Source organism: Alicyclobacillus fastidiosus (assembly GCF_026651875.1).
Classification (GTDB): domain Bacteria; phylum Bacillota; class Bacilli; order Alicyclobacillales; family Alicyclobacillaceae; genus Alicyclobacillus; species Alicyclobacillus fastidiosus.
In genome coordinates, this window is sequence record NZ_CP104067.1 from 4,396,942 (window position 1) to 4,416,920 (window position 19,979).

Annotated in this window: 20 protein-coding genes; 9 read left to right on the forward strand and 11 right to left on the reverse strand. The window is 56.4% G+C overall.

The window, feature by feature from the left end; translation table 11 throughout:
• Window positions 1–2 precede the first annotated feature (2 nt).
• Both NZD89_RS21625 and NZD89_RS21630 read right to left on the reverse strand, forming a co-directional pair.
• On the reverse strand, window positions 3–1,961 hold the full coding sequence (locus NZD89_RS21625) for a dynamin family protein (protein WP_268008575.1): 1,959 nt from the start codon (window positions 1,959–1,961) through the stop codon (window positions 3–5).
• Window positions 1,962–1,966: 5 nt separating this feature from the next.
• Entirely contained in the window at window positions 1,967–3,463 is a 1,497-nt protein-coding gene (locus NZD89_RS21630; RefSeq protein ID WP_268004766.1) for a dynamin family protein, read from the reverse strand.
• Between the two features lie 142 nt (window positions 3,464–3,605).
• On the opposite strand from NZD89_RS21630, the gene NZD89_RS21635 reads away from it, so the two are divergent.
• The 3 genes from NZD89_RS21635 to NZD89_RS21645 all read left to right on the forward strand — a co-directional run bounded on the left by NZD89_RS21635 (window position 3,606) and on the right by NZD89_RS21645 (window position 6,270).
• Window positions 3,606–4,649 carry a M42 family metallopeptidase gene (locus NZD89_RS21635; RefSeq protein ID WP_431308634.1) on the forward strand — a complete coding sequence of 348 codons (1,044 nt, stop codon included), beginning with the start codon at window positions 3,606–3,608 and terminating at the stop codon, window positions 4,647–4,649.
• A 109-nt stretch (window positions 4,650–4,758) separates the two neighbouring features.
• Window positions 4,759–5,166, forward strand: a complete 408-nt coding sequence (locus NZD89_RS21640) for a hypothetical protein (protein WP_268004768.1) — start codon at window positions 4,759–4,761, stop codon at window positions 5,164–5,166.
• Between the two features lie 45 nt (window positions 5,167–5,211).
• On the forward strand, window positions 5,212–6,270 hold the full coding sequence (locus NZD89_RS21645; protein WP_268004769.1) for a tetraprenyl-beta-curcumene synthase family protein: 1,059 nt from the start codon (window positions 5,212–5,214) through the stop codon (window positions 6,268–6,270).
• Between the two features lie 39 nt (window positions 6,271–6,309).
• Here NZD89_RS21645 and folB read toward each other — a convergent pair whose 3' ends face one another.
• From folB to NZD89_RS21690, 9 genes are all read right to left on the reverse strand, one after another.
• Window positions 6,310–6,723 (reverse strand): dihydroneopterin aldolase, encoded by a 414-nt coding sequence (folB, locus tag NZD89_RS21650; RefSeq protein WP_326492872.1) that lies wholly within the window; start codon window positions 6,721–6,723, stop codon window positions 6,310–6,312.
• A complete protein-coding gene (locus NZD89_RS21655; RefSeq protein WP_268004771.1) occupies window positions 6,687–7,535 on the reverse strand; it encodes a YihY/virulence factor BrkB family protein in 849 nt (282 codons plus the stop codon). Before NZD89_RS21655 ends, folB begins: the two co-directional genes overlap by 37 nt.
• Before the next feature lie 12 nt (window positions 7,536–7,547).
• Window positions 7,548–8,504: an RluA family pseudouridine synthase gene (locus NZD89_RS21660; RefSeq protein WP_268004772.1), complete on the reverse strand. Its 957-nt coding sequence runs from the start codon at window positions 8,502–8,504 to the stop codon at window positions 7,548–7,550.
• A gap of 161 nt (window positions 8,505–8,665) precedes the next feature.
• Complete coding sequence (locus NZD89_RS21665) at window positions 8,666–8,914, reverse strand: NifU family protein (RefSeq protein ID WP_268004773.1); 249 nt, start codon at window positions 8,912–8,914, stop codon at window positions 8,666–8,668.
• Window positions 8,915–9,055: 141 nt separating this feature from the next.
• Window positions 9,056–9,625: a GNAT family N-acetyltransferase gene (locus NZD89_RS21670; protein ID WP_268004774.1), complete on the reverse strand. Its 570-nt coding sequence runs from the start codon at window positions 9,623–9,625 to the stop codon at window positions 9,056–9,058.
• Between the two features lie 213 nt (window positions 9,626–9,838).
• A complete protein-coding gene (locus NZD89_RS21675; RefSeq protein WP_268004775.1) occupies window positions 9,839–10,324 on the reverse strand; it encodes a hypothetical protein in 486 nt (161 codons plus the stop codon).
• Window positions 10,325–10,421: 97 nt separating this feature from the next.
• Window positions 10,422–12,560, reverse strand: a complete 2,139-nt coding sequence (locus NZD89_RS21680; RefSeq protein ID WP_268004776.1) for an ATP-dependent helicase — start codon at window positions 12,558–12,560, stop codon at window positions 10,422–10,424.
• A 77-nt stretch (window positions 12,561–12,637) separates the two neighbouring features.
• The gene (locus NZD89_RS21685; RefSeq protein WP_268004777.1) at window positions 12,638–14,482 is read right to left on the reverse strand and encodes an AMP-dependent synthetase/ligase; all 1,845 of its coding nucleotides are present in this window, start codon (window positions 14,480–14,482) and stop codon (window positions 12,638–12,640) included.
• Window positions 14,483–14,618: 136 nt separating this feature from the next.
• A complete protein-coding gene (locus NZD89_RS21690) occupies window positions 14,619–15,254 on the reverse strand; it encodes a TVP38/TMEM64 family protein (protein ID WP_268004778.1) in 636 nt (211 codons plus the stop codon).
• Between the two features lie 71 nt (window positions 15,255–15,325).
• On the opposite strand from NZD89_RS21690, the gene NZD89_RS21695 reads away from it, so the two are divergent.
• From NZD89_RS21695 to NZD89_RS21720, 6 genes are all read left to right on the forward strand, one after another.
• A complete protein-coding gene (locus tag NZD89_RS21695; RefSeq protein WP_268004779.1) occupies window positions 15,326–15,841 on the forward strand; it encodes a DJ-1/PfpI family protein in 516 nt (171 codons plus the stop codon).
• Between the two features lie 137 nt (window positions 15,842–15,978).
• Entirely contained in the window at window positions 15,979–16,689 is a 711-nt protein-coding gene (locus NZD89_RS21700; protein WP_268004780.1) for a peptidylprolyl isomerase, read from the forward strand.
• Window positions 16,690–16,707: 18 nt separating this feature from the next.
• Window positions 16,708–17,100 (forward strand): hypothetical protein, encoded by a 393-nt coding sequence (locus tag NZD89_RS21705; protein ID WP_268004781.1) that lies wholly within the window; start codon window positions 16,708–16,710, stop codon window positions 17,098–17,100.
• Window positions 17,101–17,246: 146 nt separating this feature from the next.
• Window positions 17,247–17,987, forward strand: a complete 741-nt coding sequence (locus NZD89_RS21710) for a phosphocholine cytidylyltransferase family protein (protein WP_268004782.1) — start codon at window positions 17,247–17,249, stop codon at window positions 17,985–17,987.
• Window positions 17,984–18,712: a CDP-alcohol phosphatidyltransferase family protein gene (locus tag NZD89_RS21715; protein WP_268004783.1), complete on the forward strand. Its 729-nt coding sequence runs from the start codon at window positions 17,984–17,986 to the stop codon at window positions 18,710–18,712. The genes NZD89_RS21710 and NZD89_RS21715 overlap by 4 nt, the downstream gene beginning before the upstream one ends.
• 46 nt (window positions 18,713–18,758) lie before the next feature.
• Window positions 18,759–19,913, forward strand: coding sequence for a glycosyltransferase (locus NZD89_RS21720; protein ID WP_268004784.1), 1,155 nt, complete (start codon window positions 18,759–18,761; stop codon window positions 19,911–19,913).
• The last annotated feature ends 66 nt before the right edge of the window (window positions 19,914–19,979 follow it).

Consider the following 19,979-nt stretch of genomic DNA (forward strand, 5'->3'; position numbering starts at 1 on the left):
TATTAACACCCAACCAATTTGTTCATATACTCCTCTGCTTCGCGAAGTGCTTCCAACCTGCGCGCATCAAACGGGCGCGACGCGGCTTCCTCCACCGCGCGCAACTGCGATAGAAAGTCGTTATAGGTGCCCGCTACCGCTTGTTGCAGCAAGGTCACCGCATGCTCCGTCACGTCGCCAGTGGCTCGCGCGACGCCAGCCTTCACGTCCTCCATCACCGCTAATTCGCTCTCATCCAGCATCGCGCGCTGGCCGCCTTCCTCAAAAAACTGTTTCGAAGAGGAAAAATGCCGATAGAAAGGGCGCAGAGTGTCTGCGGGGACGCTCGAGTGCACCGATTCCACAACGACGGGCGAAAAGTCGAAGCGCTCGACGCTTTGGGCTTGAACGCCGTGTTGTTCAAACCGTTCCCGCCACTCGCCGACGATGCGTTCCACGGTCGCTTCGGCCAGGGACACGGCGCGCAGCGAGAGGGTGCGGGTCTCGATGTCAATCTGCCTTGATAAGGCCTCGCACAGCTCTTCCGAAGCCTCGCGCAACTTCTCCTGTGGCCGCCCGAGGCGAAACCGGCCAGGGTGGAACGCTTCGCGGAACAGGTCGCGATAGCGCAGGCGAATCCGCTCTCCCGCGTGAAAGACGAGCTCGTCCAAATCCCGCGCATACTGTCCGAGCAAGGAGGCCGAGCGGTCGTCGTCGCGGTCTCGCCCCTCTGTCAGTTCAGCTCCTAGTCGAGCCAATTCCGCGTGCCGCTTCGCTCGATACAACTCGTCGTCCGACTGCCTGGCCGTCTCGTCGTGAACCAGGTGGTCGATTTGCGCCTTGACCTGCTGTAGAACGCGACGCACCATGTCTCGTGCGAGCTGGTGTCCCTCCGACTCCACGTAATGTGTCAAGTTGTCCTCAAGTGCGCGCAGCCCTGAGGCCGCAAAGAGCGCATCCGGTTCTGGAAGTGGCGCCTCACCTTCCAACTGCAAGCGAGCTCTCGCCATCGCCACGTACATTTCGTCGTCTGGTGCCTCCTGTAAGCGCCGCGCTGCCAATCCAAGTTGAGCAGACACTTCGTAGACGCGCGGCGTGCGAATGCCGAGCTTGCGCAATTCCTGCTCGACCCGGGCGCGGACCGCTTCGCGCTCGTCGTCGGACTTGGCGAGATCGACCGCATTTACCACGGCGAACAGCTTATTCGTCTTCGCCACGTCCTGGACGCCGGCGAGCTGTAGTAAAAAGTCCCTGTCCCCTTGGGTAAACGCGTGTGTGTAATACATGACGAAAATGACGGCATCCGCGTGGCGCATGTACCGAAAGGCGACGTCTGTGTGGCGCCGATGGATGGAGTCGACACCAGGGGTGTCCACAAAAATAAACCCTTTGCGAAGCCAAGGGTCATCTTCGTAGACATCGACCTTGGCCACGTACGCCGCGTAATGTTCGATAGCGCTAAAAGATTTGAGTTCGTCGAGCGTCGTGGTCCACTTTGTGCCAAGGCGCCCCTGCATCTCGCCATATCCTTCGCAAATCGCCTTGATAAAGCGCACGTGGCGCCGCAGCGAGGTCGGGTAGTCCTTGGCACTCAACGCCTGCCCTCGCGAAATCGCCTCAGTGAGCCCGGACGGGTACTCGTGAAGGGCCGTAAATGCACTTGCGACGTCGCGCCACAACTCCTCCTCTGTCTTTGCCGTGACGACGATCTTCTCGCCGCTTTGGTCCGCTCCTTGCAGTTGCGTCACAGAGGCTGTGGTCGGGTTTGGCGACACCGCCAGGATGGACTCGCCCAGCAAGGCGTTTAACAGCGACGACTTCCCCGCGGAAAACGCACCAAACACTGCGACGAGATAGTCGCGGCGCTCCAGTCGACGAACGACTTCTTCTAGTTCGCGAAGCGAAACATCTGACAGGTCTTGTAGCGCAACCTGCACATCGTGTAATAGTTCTCGTAGTTCTGATTCTGACGCAGTTGTCATGTCGATCACTCGTTTGGCACCTCCCCGCGGTCAAACGCCTGAATCCACGCTTCTTCTTTGCGCATCACATCTTCCACCTGGCGCAGCGCGTCAATTTTTTGCAGTTGTGCTTCTATTCTATGCCGCTTGTCCGCCTGATGATCAGAGAGCGCCTTTTCGGCCTCCACAAACCATCTGTCTACCAGCGCGCCTAGCTGCCCTAAAATGTCGCGTTTCACCCTGGAGACGACGTCCTTGACGTACTGGTAAGGGTATTGCGAGGACACAAGCGCACCCATTTTAACCAGATTGCGTACGTAGTCGACGTCGACCTCGAGAGACAGCCCATCGAGTTGCGAGACCCACTCTTCTTTGCCCCATCCCACTTGCCGAATGTCCGTGGCGACCTGGCTGCGAAGGGGCACCAGCAGATAGTTGGTCAATCGCGCATTCAAGTCCAGGAGGAACGCCTGTGCGCGCCGCGCCTGCTCGGCCGCGGTTTTGGCTCCGGACCGCAAGAATCCCACTTTGAAATCGGGCCGTAAGCTCTCGACGTACAATCGCCCCTTCTCCGTCGTCTCGTAGGGCGATATTTGGGCCAACTCGACGGTTCGCACCCACGCCTCGCGCAGCGTGCTCGCCTCTTTCCCTTGCACCTGTTTAGCCTGATCGATTTCATCCTCGACCAACTGCAACTCCTGCTTCGCGCCCGCTAGCCACGCCTCTAGTTCACTGGCGTCCAGCGGCTCTGTACCGAAGGCCGCACGCACCTCATCCAGGGCCGCGTCGCGCTCCACGCCGAGCAATTGTCGGATTGCATCGCGAACCACCGAGTCAAGTCGCTTTTTCACCTGCTCTAGATGAGATGGCCCATCTGCGTCACAGAGTCCGCAGAGCCATGCGCGAAACAGATTCAGCTCGCTGTGTGGCGAGGCGGTCGTCGACGTATAGTAGATGTGCTCGACTTCGATGCCGTAATCGTCCAACGACGATTCGACATGCTCCTGAAAATCCGCAAAGGAAAGCTCGAAATCCAGGTGCTTATCCACTTGGTTGACGACGAAGACGATTCGCTTCCCCTCTTCCGAGAACGCCCGCAGCAACTCCAGGTTTTCCTCTGCCTCGACATGTTGATAATCCGCGACGAGAACCATCACGTCTGCGCGATGCAGCGCATTCATCGTCGCTTCGCGGTGCGCTTCATCTGTGGAATCGACGCCTGGCGTGTCGAGGAGTCGCACGCGGCCATCCGTCCCCGGCAAGGTGACGACATGAACGTCCGCAGTCGTCGGGACCGCCCCAGTCGCCAAATCCCCCGACTGGCAGAGTGCGTTGATGAGGCTCGATTTTCCGGCCGAAAACAACCCGCAAAACGCCACACTGGTCGCGGCGCCCTCGTTTACCAGTTCCGAGAGCACCTCGCCAATCCGCTCGGCGTGTAGCACGTCGCCTCGTTCCTTTATCCATTGTCCAATCCGCCCGTAGTGAACAAGCAGTTGTTGATTGTCTGTCAATACGCCCATTGCCATAAGAACTCCCTTTTCGGCAAACTCTTACCCTTACCGTATCATACGTCAAACGGCGCCCATTCGCACCGTGCTGCAAATGGTACTGTGTTACAATGATGGGACAAACTTTGGTTCTGTCACTGGAGGCCCGATGGAAATGGATACAAGCGCATATGTGAAGGATTTACTACTCCGAATTCTGAAGATGCCATCGCCAACTGGCCACACTGCTCCTGTTATCTCCACATTGTCCGAAGAAGCGACAAGCCTAGGCTATACTTCCTCCACGACCAACAAAGGCGGGTTACTCATTCAGATCCCTGGCGAAGACAATGCGAAGCGCCGATTCCTTACGGCACATGTCGATACACTCGGCGGAATGGTAAAGGAGATACTCGACGACGGCCGCCTGCGCGTGCATCGCATCGGGGGCTACGCGTGGAATACCGTCGAGGGGGAGTACTGTGAGGTGTTGACTTCGGGCGGATCGACGATTACCGGAACGATTCTCCTGCACAACACGTCAGTCCACGTCAATCGCGAAGTTGGAGACCTGAAACGCGCCGACGACAACATGGAGGTGGTCCTCGATGCACCAGTCAAAAGTGAAGACGACGTGCGCCAGCTCGGCGTCGAAGTAGGCGATTTCGTCGCCTGGGACCCGCGCGTGGCAGAGACCGAAACGGGATATATCAAGAGTCGCCACCTCGACGACAAGGCGAGCGTGGCCGTTCTCTTTGGGCTGCTTCGCCACCTCAAGGCGACGGGACTTCGCTTGCCGCACGGCCTCGACATTCTGATCAGCAACAACGAAGAGATTGGCTATGGCGGCAATTCCAACATCGCCCCGGAGATAGTCGAATACCTGGCGGTCGACATGGGTGCGATTGGTGACGGGCTGGCGACAGATGAACACTGTGTGTCCATCTGTGCGATGGACGCCTCTGGCCCCTACCACGAAGGCCTTCGTCGACACCTGGTCGCGCTCGCGAAAGAGAGTGGGCTTCGCTATGCCATCGATATCTACCCGTACTACGGTTCCGACGCGTCAGCCGCCGTCCGCGCTGGTGCTGACGTCCGCCACGCGCTCATCGGCCCTGGCGTCGCGAACTCGCACGCGTACGAACGGACGCATCTCGACGCCTTGAAAAATACGTTTGAGCTCCTGCTCTCCTATGTCCAGTCCCCAATGCTCGCCTAACCGCTGTGCGCGTGTCGGGAAAGGCGTCTAGGAGCGGATGTCCGTACCTCCAGGCATCGCTTGCATACTATAAATCAGTGGATCTGCGATGCTTGGAGGTGAGCATATCGTGCAATTGAATACCATCATCAAACTCGGGTCCCTGGCATTTGATGTGGCGAGTGACCAAAAGGTGCGTGAATTGGCGGGATTGGTGCACCAGGGTGCAAGGCGCCGCGGCCTGATTGGCGCTGTGCCAAACGCGCAAGCACAAGCACAGACGGCGCCTGTCGGCGCACCCAGTCACTGGCCGAAGCAGACCAGCCCAATTCCGTTCGCGCCAGGCAGCCATCCCGGTCCGCCTCTGGGTTCGGGAAGTGTACCGGCGATGACATCTAAAGCACCGTCGACACAGGCCCCGAAGGCCGCAGCAAGTGCTCCCATAGAAGAATTTGACTTGAAAAAATGGGCCACAATGGATAATGCGAAGAAAGTGCTTGGATGGGCGGGATCTGTGACGCAGTTTCTAACGAAATAGACACAGTCCCGATAGGGAAAGGGACAAAGGGACGGGGGAAACCGATTGACCACAGCTACGCCGAGACGACCCACGCTCTTCCTCTACCGCCTCTTTCACGACGTCATGCCCCTTGCGAGGCAGCAAATTCAGCGCTGGACGGCGCTTGCCGAGGCGATTCCGCACGAGGAACTGCGGCAGCAGGCGCTATCCAGCCTGGCTCACAAGCGGTTCCACGCGGACGGAGGCAGTGTCTATGCGGCAGCCAACCGCACCTACGCGGCGACACTCGTCGAACTGATTGTGGCACTGCAAACCATCAGCGATTACTTGGACAACCTGTGTGACCGGTGTGATCGATACGATGCAACTGATTTTCACCGGCTACACGACGCGATGCGCGATGCAGTGGTGCCCGATGCGCCGTTGCGCGACTACTACGCCTTCCGGGGACATCCAGACGATGGCGGGTATCTGCCGGAGCTCGTGCGGACCTGCCAACGCTGTGTGCGCACGTTGCCAAATTACCACGTGGTGCAAGGCCGCGTTTCGTGGTATGTAGAACGATACAGCGAGCTGCAGGAACACAAGCACATCGACCCGAAGGACCGACAGCAGACGCTCATCGAGTGGAGCGCCCCATTCGTCGAACAAAACGAAGAAATCGCGTGGTGGGAGTTCGCATCGGCCACGGGTTCCACGCTCGGTATGTTCTCGCTGTTTCTCGCGGCAACGGAAGACGTCGACGAGGCGACCGTCGAGGAGACACACGGCCATTACTTCCCGTGGATCTGCGGCCTCCACATTCTGCTCGACTACTTGATTGACCTGGACGAGGACGCACGGGAAGGGGATTTCAATTTCGTCGCCTGTTATCGCGACGAAGAGACCGCGCGGGAGAGAATTTTTCACTTTGCCGCACAGAGCTGGCGGCGGGCGAAGAGGATCTCTTACGGGGGGCGCATTCATCGCTTTGTCGTTCAGGGGCTGCTCGGCATGTACTTGTCGGACGACAAAGTACGGCTGCAGCCTTCGGTGAAAAAGGCCCGCAGAATGGTGTACCGATTTGGCCCCACCGCCTGCATGTTCTACTTCGCGACGGTGCTTTACCGCCGCATTCGTTAGGCAGCTCGGCGCACTCGGCCACTGCCTAACGCAAAGGCCTCACGCCCTGTCCCGCCGGATTTTCACACTTACTTGTTCGAAAATACCCGGGATAGGCGCACCAGGTTTCTCGACTTCTACTGTCACCGACTGCAGCCGCGCAAACGCCGTCAGAAGTGCGCGGGCGATATCCTCCGCCACTGCCTCTATCAACTTCTTCGGCGGGCCTTCGACCACCTCGCGAACGATGGCGTAGACTCGGGCGTAATCCACCGTCTTCGACACGTCGTCAGTATGCCCGGCCTCACTCAGTTCACACGCGAGCCAAGCATTGACGACAAACCGCTGCCCCATCGCGTTTTCCTCTGGCAATACCCCGTGATACCCATAGAAGGGCATTCCCTTGAGTACGATTTCATCCACTCTGACCACTCCAATTACAATTCGTTCGATCTCCCCACGTAGTCCAAACACGCGGCGATCTCCGCACCAAACAGCAGAATGATGCCGGCGATGTACATCCAGAGTACCAAGAGGATGACAACCGTGAGGGTACCGTAAATCAAATGGTAGCTAACCAAGTGACTGGCGTATACCACAAATAGTGCGCGGGCGAGATCGAGTGCCACAGTCGCGGTCATCGCGCCGATAAGCACACTGTTGAGATCCACCCTGCGCGAGGGGAGGTAGCGGTAAAACACGAAACAGGTGACAAATAGGGATAGCGGATAGATGACTCGCGTCAATCCACGAATGCCGGGTGCCCAGCGCGCCACTAGTCCCCACCACGAGACGTGCTCGGCGAGATGCGGGTACAGTGCAAGGGCGATGGACGAGACCACCGCAAGGAAGATGAGCAGAATCAGCATGGCGAATCCGACAATCCGCCGGGCGAGGAACGACCGCTGTTCCTCCAACTCAAAGATAGTATCGAGCGCCTGCTGCACCGCGATGAACGAACTCGTGGCCGACCAACTGAGCGTCACGAAGCTGACGATGCTAATTCGCGGGCCGACGCTGCCGAGACTTTGAATGCTCGCTGCGATAAAGTAGTTAGCCGCGCCGACATTCGGATAATACGGCTTGAGGGCATTCACCAGGGGGGCTTGGAAATTGTACTGCGGGACGGCGAGGCTGGTCCCATAGATGATTAAAATCAGCAGCGGAAACATTGAGAAAACCGCGTAAAAGCAAATTTGGGCCGAGAGGGAGGCAATATCATGTTTGAAAATTCGAGCGGCCAGTAGGGTGAAAAAACGCCCGACTAGGTGCATCCGTTCCTCCATGAACCAGCACTCCTACCACAAATCGTCTTCTATTCCCCATTCTTGCCGTAAAAACTTCGTCCAATCGCTTGCGAGCGGACATTTTACGACGACGTCCTGCTCGTCATAAGGGTGGTAAAACGACACCTCGCGCGCGTGCAGCGCAATGGCGTCCGGCGCTGGCCAATTTCGAATCCGCTGTCCACCGTACTCCTCATCGCCCACGATGGGCACATCGAGGGATGCACAGTGCACGCGAATTTGGTGTGTGCGACCAGTCTCAAGTGCGCACGACAAAAGCGAGAGATGCTCCCCTTGAACCGGCGAGGTGGCTCGTACCACGATATGTGTACGCGCCTCTTTTCCCGTTGATGATACTCGATACAACGAGGATCTGTGTCGATCTCGGCCAATCGGCTTATCGACCGTCTGTGAGCGCGCTAACTTCGCACCGAACACCACGGCGACGTAGCGTCTGGCCATTCGATGGCGCACGAGCTCTGCGTCGAGGGCCCTCGCGACAAAGCCGTGTTTGGCGTACACGACCGCCCCCGTCGTGGGCTTGTCCAATCGGTGCGCATGCAGGATCGGGAGAACTTGTCCAGTCTCTCGATAGTAGTGCGCGACCAGTCCATCGAGCGTTCGTTCCGATGGATTGTCCGAGTGAACGATGACGCCTGCCGGTTTATTGACGATGAGGACGTGATCGTCCTCGTAGCAGATCTCAAGCCCCTCGACGCCTATGTCAGCCAATTCGAACAGGCGCGAAACGGGGGTCGGGTCCTTCAAAGTCAGCCGGCTCCCCGCCTTCAGTTCATCTGTGCGACAGAGCGTTTTTTTACCCGCACAGACGTGTCCTGCCGCGAGCAATTTATGGGAAAACGCCGCGGGTAGCGCGAGTGCAGTCGTGAGCACATCCTCCACCCGCCATCCATCGTATCGCTTGTCCAGGTGCACGTAGAGAAACCCTGCCTTCATCTCACATCGCATCCGACCATCCCCTCCTTCGCCGCTCATTTGCCGCATCTAACTCGGCCAACACCGCTCGTACCAGCGGCCCCCGGCACTGCACTTTCCAGTAGAGACGGCAATTGACCGTGCAAAAATGGCGCGATGCCCCCGGCACCGCGCCACCGAAAAATGTCTTGTGTTTAGACCGCTTCGACGTACTCAACGTCTGGAGCGACCTTTTTAATCGCGCGCTCCACACCCATCTTTAAGGTCATGACGCTGGCCGGACAGCCAACGCACGCCCCTTGGAGCGAAACAAATGCTGTTTTTGTCATGCCGTCGTAAGACACAAACTCGACATCGCCGCCGTCCATTTGAATCGCTTCTCGAATGGAGGCCAGCGCTTCTTGGATACGGTCTTCAATGGAGGCTGTGGAATCCATAGACATATCGCATTCCCCCCGTATGTAATAGAATACGCGCTTGGCGCGCGTTGATGCAAGTGACAAACTGACAAATGTTTGTGCGCGACACGAGGCAGCACCAGCCTCACTCCCGCGGTGCCGCGCACGACAAATGTCAAGCGAGCCTTAGACCGTCGCCAATTGCTTCTGAAATCCGATGGTGTTCGGTTGGACCCGAAAGACTTCGCGGAATCCTAGGCTGCGTGTAAAGGCCAGGCTCTGGGCGTTGTTTTCCTGAACGAATACCTCGAGTGTGCGAACGCCCTGGCGAATCGCCTCTTCTTCCAGGCGGGCCATCACCGTCTTGCCAATGCCAGAAGACTGGTGCTTCGGATCGATGACCATTGCGCTCACGTGCATCTTCGCATCAGGGCCAATCAGATACGAATAATACCCAATGGGCTTGCCGTTTCGCTCGATGACGATGGTTGGGGCACCCGACTGAATATAACGAAGAAACTGCTCTTCGGGGAACGGCTGGCCAAAGGCCTGCTCGTGGATGTTACCCAATTGTTGGCGTGTGAGCTGAATGATGAACGCGTCGTCCTCAGCTGTGCGGGAACGATAACTGAGGACCGCGGCAGCCGGTTTTGCAGCCTTTTTCTTCGCTTGCACCTTCGGTTTTTGCGCGACTTTCTTTTTCACTTTCTTCGGAGCGGGTTTTTGACCCATCATTAGATGAACAGTGTTTGGCATATTGGTTCGACCTCCCTGAATGGTTCCCCACCGTCGACACAACAACCTATGCACCTGCCCATACTTTTGACATGAAAAGGAGTGCTCTCTACAGGTTCACGCGCAGGGGCGCCGGGCGTCGTGCACGACAAAAAGGGGATACCCCAAAAGTCGTTGACGACTTTCGAGATATCCCCAGGCGCCTTGCCGAAGACTTTGCCAGTAGAGGCTGCTTCAGGAGTTCCCCCCACGTCGAAGAAAGCGGCGTTTTGGCTTGTCCTCGGCGGATTGCGCCTTTGATTTGGCATTGCGCTGTGCTTGTTGAGCCCGTTTGCTCTGCACCTCAGAAACCACGTTGCCGATGTAGTTGCCCATGATATCCATGCGGTATTTGTGGTTAATTTGAATTTTGTCATACTCTTCCTTGGTGGTCCGGAACGTCACGTTTTGCACTCGGTTCATGTGTACGCCCTTCATGGTTTGGCCTACGGTGACGCGGCCCACTACCTGATAGGTGCGAAACGGTACATACTTGGTCACGCCCGATTGTCCACGCTCGCGAAGGCGTCGCTTGTTGAGCACGAACACCTCGTGCCGTTCCTTCATCGCCAGATACTGTGCGTCAAAGGCTTTTTGCCGCTTGCGTGCAAAGATAAAAACGACTGTGTAGACGGCGATCACAATTACGAGGATGCCGCCAATAATGATCCAATACCACAAAGGATTCTTCCTCCTGCCACGTCGGGTAGTCTCGGTCTAAGCGAAAAGAGATGTGGCAGATGTACCGCTCCCCGACATCACTTTTCGGACAGTGCCTTTATTGTACCACGGATTCTTCCTTAGGCCGTAACAGATTCTTCCCGATCCACTTCATTCCCACGGACGGATGAAACATCACCTGCACTTGGTCGTCTCCGCCGTCTTTGCCAGCAGCCACGTGCAGGACGATACCTTCGCCATACTGGACGTGGCGCACGTGCATGCCAGGGCTGATGGCCAAGTTGTGTTGCACGGCGAGATCGATTTTATTCACCCAGTCGTCCGGCAACTCGCCGAGGAATCTCGACGGATCCCGATTCGTCACATGGCCGAAAAGCGTCCGCTCGACCGCATATGTCATATATAGTTGGTCCATGGCCCTCGTCATGCCAACATAACAAAGATTCCGCTCTTCTTCCACAGCCTGTTCGTCGTCCATCGACCGCGGGTGAGGAAATAGCCCCTCTTCCACGCCAATCAGAAACACCAGTGGAAATTCGAGGCCCTTGCTCGCGTGCATCGTCATCAGCCGGACGTTGCCCTTGCCCTTTTCTTTCTCCTTGTCGACGTCGCTCAAGAGGCTCACCTCGGCGAGAAACTCCTGAACAGTGCCGCCGCGGCGTTTATCGAACGACTTGGTGACGCTGAATAGCTCGTCGATGTTTTCCACGCGCTGGAGGTCTTCCTTCTTGCCGGATTGCAGATACAACTCGCGGTACTTTGTGGCGTGCAGCACTTCGGCCAGATACTCGCTGACTGGCATGCCTTCCATCCACAGCATGAGTTCTTGTAATTGTTCGTGGAACTGACGTGCCGCTTCACTGGCCCGATTCGATACACCCGCCGCTTCGCCAAACTTCAACGCCTCGAAGAGGGTGATCCCCGCTTCGTGGGCGTGATCGAGAAAGCGGCCGACTGTCTGCTCGCCAATCCCGCGCTTTGGCGTATTGATGATCCGCAAGAGCGAGATCTCGTCTTTCGGATTCGTCAACACGCGCAAGTAGCAAAAGATATCCTTGATCTCCCGGCGATCGTAGAACGTGAGGCCGCCGACGATGGTATAGGGGATAGCCTGTCCCATCAGCGCTTCCTCGATGACCCGCGACTGTGCGTTCGCGCGGTACAACACGGCACAATCTCCGTAACTGCCGCCATCCGCTACGTGTTGCGCAATCGTCCCTGCGACAAACGCCGCTTCTTGTTCACTGTCCGTCAGACAGACGACACCGACGTTTTCCCCGCGCCCACGAACAGCGCGAAGCACCTTTTCCCGGCGCTTGCGATTGTTCGCAATCAGCGCATTGGCCGCCGACAAAATCGCTTCGGTGGACCGATAGTTGCGCTCGAGCAAAATCACCGTGGCCTCTGGATAGTCCCGCTCAAACCGAAGCATGTTCTCGCTGTCGGCTCCGCGCCAAGCGTAAATCGCCTGATCTGCGTCGCCCACCGCACAAAGATTGCGGTGCGCCTGCGCCAAGGTCTGAACGAGTTGATACTGTGCCTGGTTGGTGTCCTGGTATTCGTCGATCAGGATATAGCGAAACTTCTCCTGATAGCGCCTGAGCACGTCCTCATCGGTCTGGAGCAACCTGACGGTTTGGATAATGAGGTCATCGAAGTCCATGGCGTTTGCCGCGAACAGGCGAGCTTGATACAGCTCATAGACGTCCACCGCGATAGCCTCATTGAGCGACTCGTCGAGTGGTAGACGTTTCACGTCCGCTGTGGTATACATCAGATTTTTCCAATGTGATATGACGCTGCCAATTTGTCGGGGGTCAAACTTCTTCAAATCGCAGTTTAGGTCGAGTAAACTCTGCGCGATGAGCGCCTGTTGATCATCGCTGTCGAGAATGGTGAAATTCGCACTATAGCCTAGCGCCTCCGCCTCACGGCGAAGGATCTTGACACAGATGCTGTGGAACGTACCCATCCACAAGTCGTCTGCGCGGGCACCGATAAACTTGCGGATGCGCTCCTTCATCTCGCGCGCCGCTTTGTTCGTAAAGGTGATGGCGAGAATCTGATGCACCGGTACCTTGTGCTCGCCAATCAAGTACGCAATCCGTCGGGTGAGCACACTGGTCTTCCCGCTTCCCGCTCCAGCGACGACCAGAAGCGGGCCACTCACCGTCTGAACTGCCTGCTTCTGTTCCGGATTTAGCCCTTCAAGCAAATTCAAACGTTCGTCTCCCATCGCCGACGCCTCCTTTTGGATAAGCCTGCAATAGTACAGACTACCACGGAGACGTCAGTACGTGAAGAGACAACCCTTCAGTTGTTTGGAATCGACATCCCGACTTCGCCTGCCACAACGCGTGGAGAAGGCGCCACGTCACCTGTCGGGAGGCGGTATAGTTCGTCAATTTCAACTCGATAGCGTTCGCCTACCTGCTTTGGTTTCACTTTCAGCGATGGCGTCAGAAGGTCGTTCTCAATCGTAAAGGGCTCTGCCAGGACAATTCGCTTCGGCTGCTCAAACCTCGCGAATTGTGCGGTCGCCCGCTCCACCTCCGCTTCGAGAAACGCGACGATTTGAGCTGGATCCTTGGCAAGCTCCGGATGAGTGCGCTGCCAACGAGCGATAGCCTGTTCATTCGGGACCACGACAGCCGCCACAAATTTGCGGGCCTGGCCGACGAGGCACACCTGGTCAATGTAGGGACTTTGCAAGATCTCAGCCTCAATCGGCGCCGGAGTGACTTTCTTGCCAGTCGACAAAACAATCAGATGCTTCTTTCTATCTGTAATCTTGATATATCCATCCGCGGAAACCTCCGCCAAATCGCCCGTGCGCAGCCAACCATCCTCTGTATACGCCTGGAGGTTCGCCTCCTCGTTGTCGTAATATCCCGGCGAGACACTCGGACCGCGCACCAGCAGTTCACCGTCTTCGGCCACCGTGACATCGACATTGCTCAAACGTCGACCGACCGTGCCAAGCCGCGGGGCGTCGGGCGAGTTAAAAGCGATGACCGGCGAGGTCTCGGTCATCCCGTACCCCTCGTATACCTGCATCCCGAGTGCCATAAAGAAACGGCAAACGTGTGGCGATAAGGGGGCTCCACCGCTGACGATAAACCGGAGTCGCCCACCCATCCCCTGCTTGATTTTCTGATAGACCAACTTGTCGTACAACTTCGTTTGTAAAGACGAGACGCGTTGCCCCTCGACGTGCATCTTCGCCCCTGCCGCCATAGCGCTTTCAAAAATCCGCTGTTTGATGCCGCCGGTCTGGCGCATCTGCCCTTCCACTCGCTCTTGAACCTTTTCAAGCAGCCGGGGAACGGTGGTAAACATCGTTGGCTGAACGCGGGCGAAGTCGGCGACAATCGTGTCGATGCTCGTTGCATAATACACCGCGCTGCCCGACAGGAGAGGAATATATTCCCCACACGTGCGCTCGAAGATGTGACTCAAAGGCAGGTACGATAAGTGGACGTCGTTCGGGCCGATGTCGAGCCGCTCCTTGACGGCGTAATAGTTGGAAAGGATGTTTCGATTCGTGAGCAAAACGCCTTTTGGCAAGCCGGTGGTCCCCGAAGTGTAGACAATCGTCGCCACGTCGTCCAACTGCACATCCCGTAAGCGGTTTCTAACAGCCGCCTCGTCTGCCGTCTGTCGGCTCCACGAACGGTAGCTAAACACGGGCCATGGTGCCTCTAGCGCGTCTATTGCCCTGCATTCCTGTTCGTTTAGGATGACCACAAACCGAATTGGCAGGGGCTCCTCTTGATGTGCGGCGACCAGCTTCGCAAATTGTTTTGCGTCTTCGACAAAGATTCCCGACATGCCTGAGTGGCGGACGATGAAGCCTAACTGACCAGGCGGCAGACTCGGGTATACCGGAACAGTCCGCGCTCCGATGGTGAGAATGGCAAAATCACAAATCGGCCACCACGACCGCCCGGCAGACACGAGTCCCACCCTGTCGCCAGTCTGGACGCGCTGCCCCACAAGGTTGTGTGCGACGCCGAAGATTCTCGCCGACATTTGTTCAAACGTCAGCGACTCGGCGTCGCCGCTGGTCGGATCGGAGACTGCGAGGCGTCCAGGATAACAGAAAGCGGTTTCAAAAAAAGTTTGCGGCAATGAGGAATACGGGATGGAGTTGGACATCGGACACGCCTCCTGTATACGCTTACAGTTGCACCAAACATAACACGCGCTGAAGAATTCTGAGCGCGCAAAATGACACCGTGTCATTTTTATTTAATTCGCCACTTTCGCAAAAATGCCTTCTCTTATCGATAAATTATTTTTCCGTTCTGATTTTTGCCATCCGGTAAATGACCCCCATCCCGGCGAGGCCAACTGCCAGGAGGACCATCCACAGAGCGAGGTGTTTTGTGTGCATCACACCGATATACACAAGGGCCCAAGCTAGTTGGTACGGAGCCATACTGAGGCCGCTGGCCAGTGCGTACGCGCGTAGAGAAACGCTGGGAATCGCGCCTAGGATGAGGTTTACGGCGAGAAATGGGAGGGGTAAGAGCTGAATCACGACGAGTGCCCAAAACCCTCCGGGCTGCAGGCGGTCTAACATGCGTCGATACGTCGGATACGCGCGCGGATGATGCACCAGCCTCGAAATACTCGGAAGAGCGATGCGACCGACGAGAAACAGGGTCACGCCTCCCGCGAGCGCACCCAGCCAATTCTCGATGGTCCCGGCCACCAACCCCTGCGCCCGTAAGCAAGCCGTCATCACCGGTTCCGATGGGATGGGCAAAATGCTGGCAATGGCTTGAAGCGCTACGAACATCAAGCCGCCCCAGAGCCCGTGCCCATGCTTGCCGAGAGTACCCAGATAGGGAATGCGGATGAGCACTAAGCACGCGAGTAATGAGAGCACCGACAAGATGCGGAGAATGAATCCCCTGAACCTCATTGTGTTCCCTCACCTCCGCTCATTTGCTAGGATAGATTTGATGTGTTGGAGCAAGACAAGGAGGTCGGCCCATGTACAAGGTCGGACTGGTGGCTTTGCCACGGTTTGCACTCGCTGGCGTGTCCACGCTGCTGCAGTCCGTGCAAGAGCGGGAGTGGCGGCTGCGCGTATTCTCCCTGGCAGGCGATAGTGTGACCACTGCCGAGGGTCTGCGGGTGATGGCTGACGCCGCCATGCAGGATACCGTACCTCTCGATTTACATCTGCTCGTCATCCCTGGTGGTCATTATACATCGGAGATTTGGAACGACACCCGGTTACACCGGTTTCTGCGCCAATACGACGGACAACGAAGATGGATTGCCACCGCGTCCGAAGGCATTATCTGCGTCGCAGCGGCTGGCCTGTTGGGAGGGACGATGTACAGTGCACCGGAAGGTGTGGATTCCGCTTTCGCACACCTCTTGCGGCACGCCATTCGCCGACAAAGCCCTGTCACCGTGGATGCAAACGTCATCTCCTCAGATGGTACCGAACCTGCCACCTTCGCGAATGTCGTCTGTCAAAGGGTCGAATTGCAATTTTAATGGTGCAGCTTTCAGAAATCGTTCATTCTCCGCGCGATTGGTCATGCTATGATGGGACGGGTGGTGCTTCACGACAAAACACCGCTCCGTTCGACATTGCATTTGTGAACCAAGTACTCTTGAGGGGGTTTTTTTAGATGCGTTTTCGTCACACAGTCCAAGGGTTGGCCGTGGCGATGGTCACACTGACACTCGCCGCAGGTTGCGGCGCCAATAATACCTCGGGTGGGTCTGCACAAGAAGTCAGCAACCAATCTTCGCAAAGCAACTCGAGTGCCGCCGCGAAACAGCCCGTACTCAAGCCCACGACCAAACAGTGGTCGTCGCCACCGAAAATGATGATCGATACAAACAAACAGTACAACGCAGTCGTACATACGAACTACGGTGATTTCACAATTCAGCTGTTTGCGAACCAGAGCCCCGTGACCGTAAACAATTTCGTCTTTCTGGCGAAGAACAACTTCTATCACGACGACAAGTTTTTCCGGATTATTCAATCGTTCATGATCCAGACTGGAGATCCGAAAAACAATGGCACCGGCGGCCCTGGGTACAAGTTTAAAGACGAGTTGCCGCCGAAGGAAAAATATGCGCCTGGCATCGTGGCGATGGCAAATAGCGGCCCCAATACAAATGGCAGCCAGTTCTTTATCGGCACCGGCCAACAAGTCGACAGCCTAAATCAACAGCCTGATTACACGATTTTTGGAAAAGTGGTGTCCGGGATGAACGTGGTCGACAAGATCGCCGCGATTCCGGTCGTTCAAAATCCAGAGATGAACGGTGAAATGAGTAAACCGACGAAAACGGCTTACATCGAGTCTGTCGACATTCAAGAGAAATAACCCACTGGAGGAGTTTACATGAGACGCCAGTGGTTGTTATCGATTCTGGTGATTGTCGTTGTCGGCGTCATCTACTTGCGCAGTGGTGGACAAGTTCCCTTGCCGGACCAGTATCAGCAGACGGCATCAGGCGTGCGCATCCCTGTAAAAATGGAACAAATTCCATCGAACAGCACTGGCGAACAGTGGAATCTCGGAGGCAATAATCAGGGATCTGTTTTCGTCAACATGTACGTGAACGGTCGCCAGCGTCGAATCTTCTCGTCGCGCAAGCTCCTAGCGAAGAAGTCCGACGGGACCTTGTACGAAACGGCGGGTGTCATTCAGTTCGGATCGCAAAAATACCACGCGGTGGACATCTTCGTTCAATCAGGTGGCAAATCGGGATATATCGATTTCGCGAAAGGGTGACGCGCGGGGACGGCCATCCCCGCGTTTGTTGACGTTTCCCGCAGAGGTTGCTTATATAGAGTAGTACGATTGTCGAAAGGTGTCGTACCCGCTGACCTTTCCAGATTTCATTGGGTTAAATTTTCCGAATAGGAGTTGACCGCCACGTGACGGCAACAAGTATCATTCTTGCGGCAGGTCGTTCCATGCGACTGCGCCCGCTCACTGATCATCAACCAAAGTGCCTGTTGGACATGGGCCCGAAAAAAATATTGGATTGGCAGCTCGACGCGCTCAAATCCATCGGTGTGCTAGACGTCCGCATGGTCGTTGGCTACCAAAAGGAAATGATTCAAAGCCACATCGAAAACCACCACCCGGAAATGCGTGTCACATATATTGAGAACCCGGATTTTGAGACCACCAACACCCTGTACTCACTGGCGAGGGCCCTGCGGGATTTCGAAGGCGATTTTTACTACATGAATGCCGACGTCGTCTTCGAACAGAGCATTTTGCAGCGCTTGAGTACCTACACCGGTGGCGGTTTCCTCGCGATTGACCGCAAACAATGCCGCGAAGAGGAAGTCAAAGTCCAGGTAGACAACGACCAAATCACGGCGATTGGAAAACACTTAGATCCGAATGCGAGCTACGGTGAGTTCATCGGCGTCGCCAACTTTACCGGCGACTTTGCAAAGCGATTCCGCGCCACGGTGCTCGACGAGGCGGTGTCGCCCAACGAGATGAAATTTTTCGAGCACGCGCTCAACGTGATGGCGGACAAGCACGACATGTTTGCGGTGGACATCACCGGCCTGCCTTGTGTCGAAGTCGATTTCCCTGAGGACTATGAATACGCCATTCAGGAGGTCCTTCGCGCGTTTGTGCAGGTGGACGAAGGATGAGTGAACTCGCCAAAATTAACGCGTGTGCGAAGCGACCTATCGATATTTGGACAAACTTCATCTATTACCCATTGTCCATTCGCCTCGTCTATATCGTCCGCAAAACCGGGATCACGCCGAACGCGTTAACGATATCGTCTCTCATCATCGCATTGATTGGCTGTGCGTTTTTCCTTCGCGGAGTGCGAGGAGATGTACTCATTGGACTTCTGCTCGTCCAAATCTCTTACGTGGTTGACTGTGCCGATGGACAACTTGCGCGCTACAAGCAGCAGTTTTCCCCGGTTGGCGGATGGATTGACCAGGTTGCGGACCGGATTAAGGAATTTTCCATTTACACAAGTCTCGCCTATGGCTACACGAGGTTACACGGACCCGACAACCGTATCTGGTTGTATGCGATGTTTGCTCTATTTGTCCTCTATCTATTGGAGTACTACGGGCAGATTCGCATGGGGAAACCACAACCGGCCGCTAGCGCACAGCCAAATGCACCCGCGGACGGCGACGCGCATTTGGAGGACGGTTTTGCGCGTGCGCAACGGCTGCGCGCGTTTATCCCATTTCGGGGCTTCCTCATTGGGGAACAGTACTTTGCGCTGCTCGCGTTCATCGTATTTGACGCCGTTCGTCCGTTCTTCCTGTTCGTCGGGATCCTCGGGGGGCTGATGTGTATCTATCGGCCTGTCATTCAGTATCTGAAATTAAAGCGCAGCAGTTTGTAACACACCGACAAGTCGAATTCAATCGCTCGCAGTTGGAGGCCATCCTATGTACCCAACCGTCGTCATCACTGCTGCCGTCCCTTGGGACGGCATCACCGCCCGGCCACAGCACCTCGCCAGACAATTGGCGGGGCGCGGTTGGCCTGTTTTGTTCGTAGAGCCGCCCGTGACGCTCATCGGTCCGTTTCGCAATCCGTCCTTACGCGACAAAATGCTCCCGAAGACCCCGGTGGCCGAGGTGCAGTCCCTCGGCGACGGGCAAATTCGAGTGCTGCAGCCAATGACGACGATTCCCTTTTATCACATGGCTCGTTTCGTCAACCGATTCAACCAGCGCCTGCTGGCCCGACAAATCCGCCAGCACGTCCATTCGGAAGCGATTCTCCTATCCAACCTGCCCAGCTCAGTCGACTTGATTCCGTGGCTTAGCCCTGTCGCCACCTTCTACGACTGCGTCGACGATCACGGCGCGTTTGGCGGCCTCACGCGCAGCGACGTCATCGAGGCACTCGAGGCGGATATGAGCTATCAGAGTCGTGCCGTGTTCGCGACGGCCGACGCACTCGTGGAGAAAATGCGGCGCTTTCACAACGACGTATACCTCGTCCCGAACGCGGTCGAACTCGATCACTTCGCCCAAACCTCAACTGCCACCCCACACGCCGACCTCTGCGACATCCCTTCGCCGCGCGTAGGCTTCGTGGGCGGAATTGGGGCTTGGTTAGACTTCGATTTACTCTACAATCTAGCCACTCTGCGCAAGGACGTTCAATTTGTGTTCGTTGGTCCGGTGGAGACGGACGTGTCGAGGATTCGAGCTTTGCCAAACGTTCACTTCCTCGGCCGCAAGCCGTATGCGCAGTTGCCAGAGTTCCTCGCCGGCTTCGACGCCTGTCTCTATCCATTCGCAAACACCAAGCTGACGGAGAGTGTGAATCCGGTGAAGGTATACGAATACCTGGCCGCTGGCAAAGAAGTTATCGCGACGCCAACGCGTGAAATGAGTAAGTTTACCGACCATGTGTGGCTGACTCCTGATGCAACGACCGCGGCGGCAGCCATCACCGCCATCTTATCCGGGCAACGTCGGTCCGACCTGCAGTTGCGTGAGATGTTTCTGCGCGAGCAAACGTGGTCTGCGCGCGGCAGCCAAATTGAATCGGTGATCCTACGACATCTTCCAGACTCGATGAAGGCTTGACCCCGATCTCTGTCGGAACTCCCCTCCGTACGACTCTCAATTCGACGACGGCGAGCATTGCCAAGG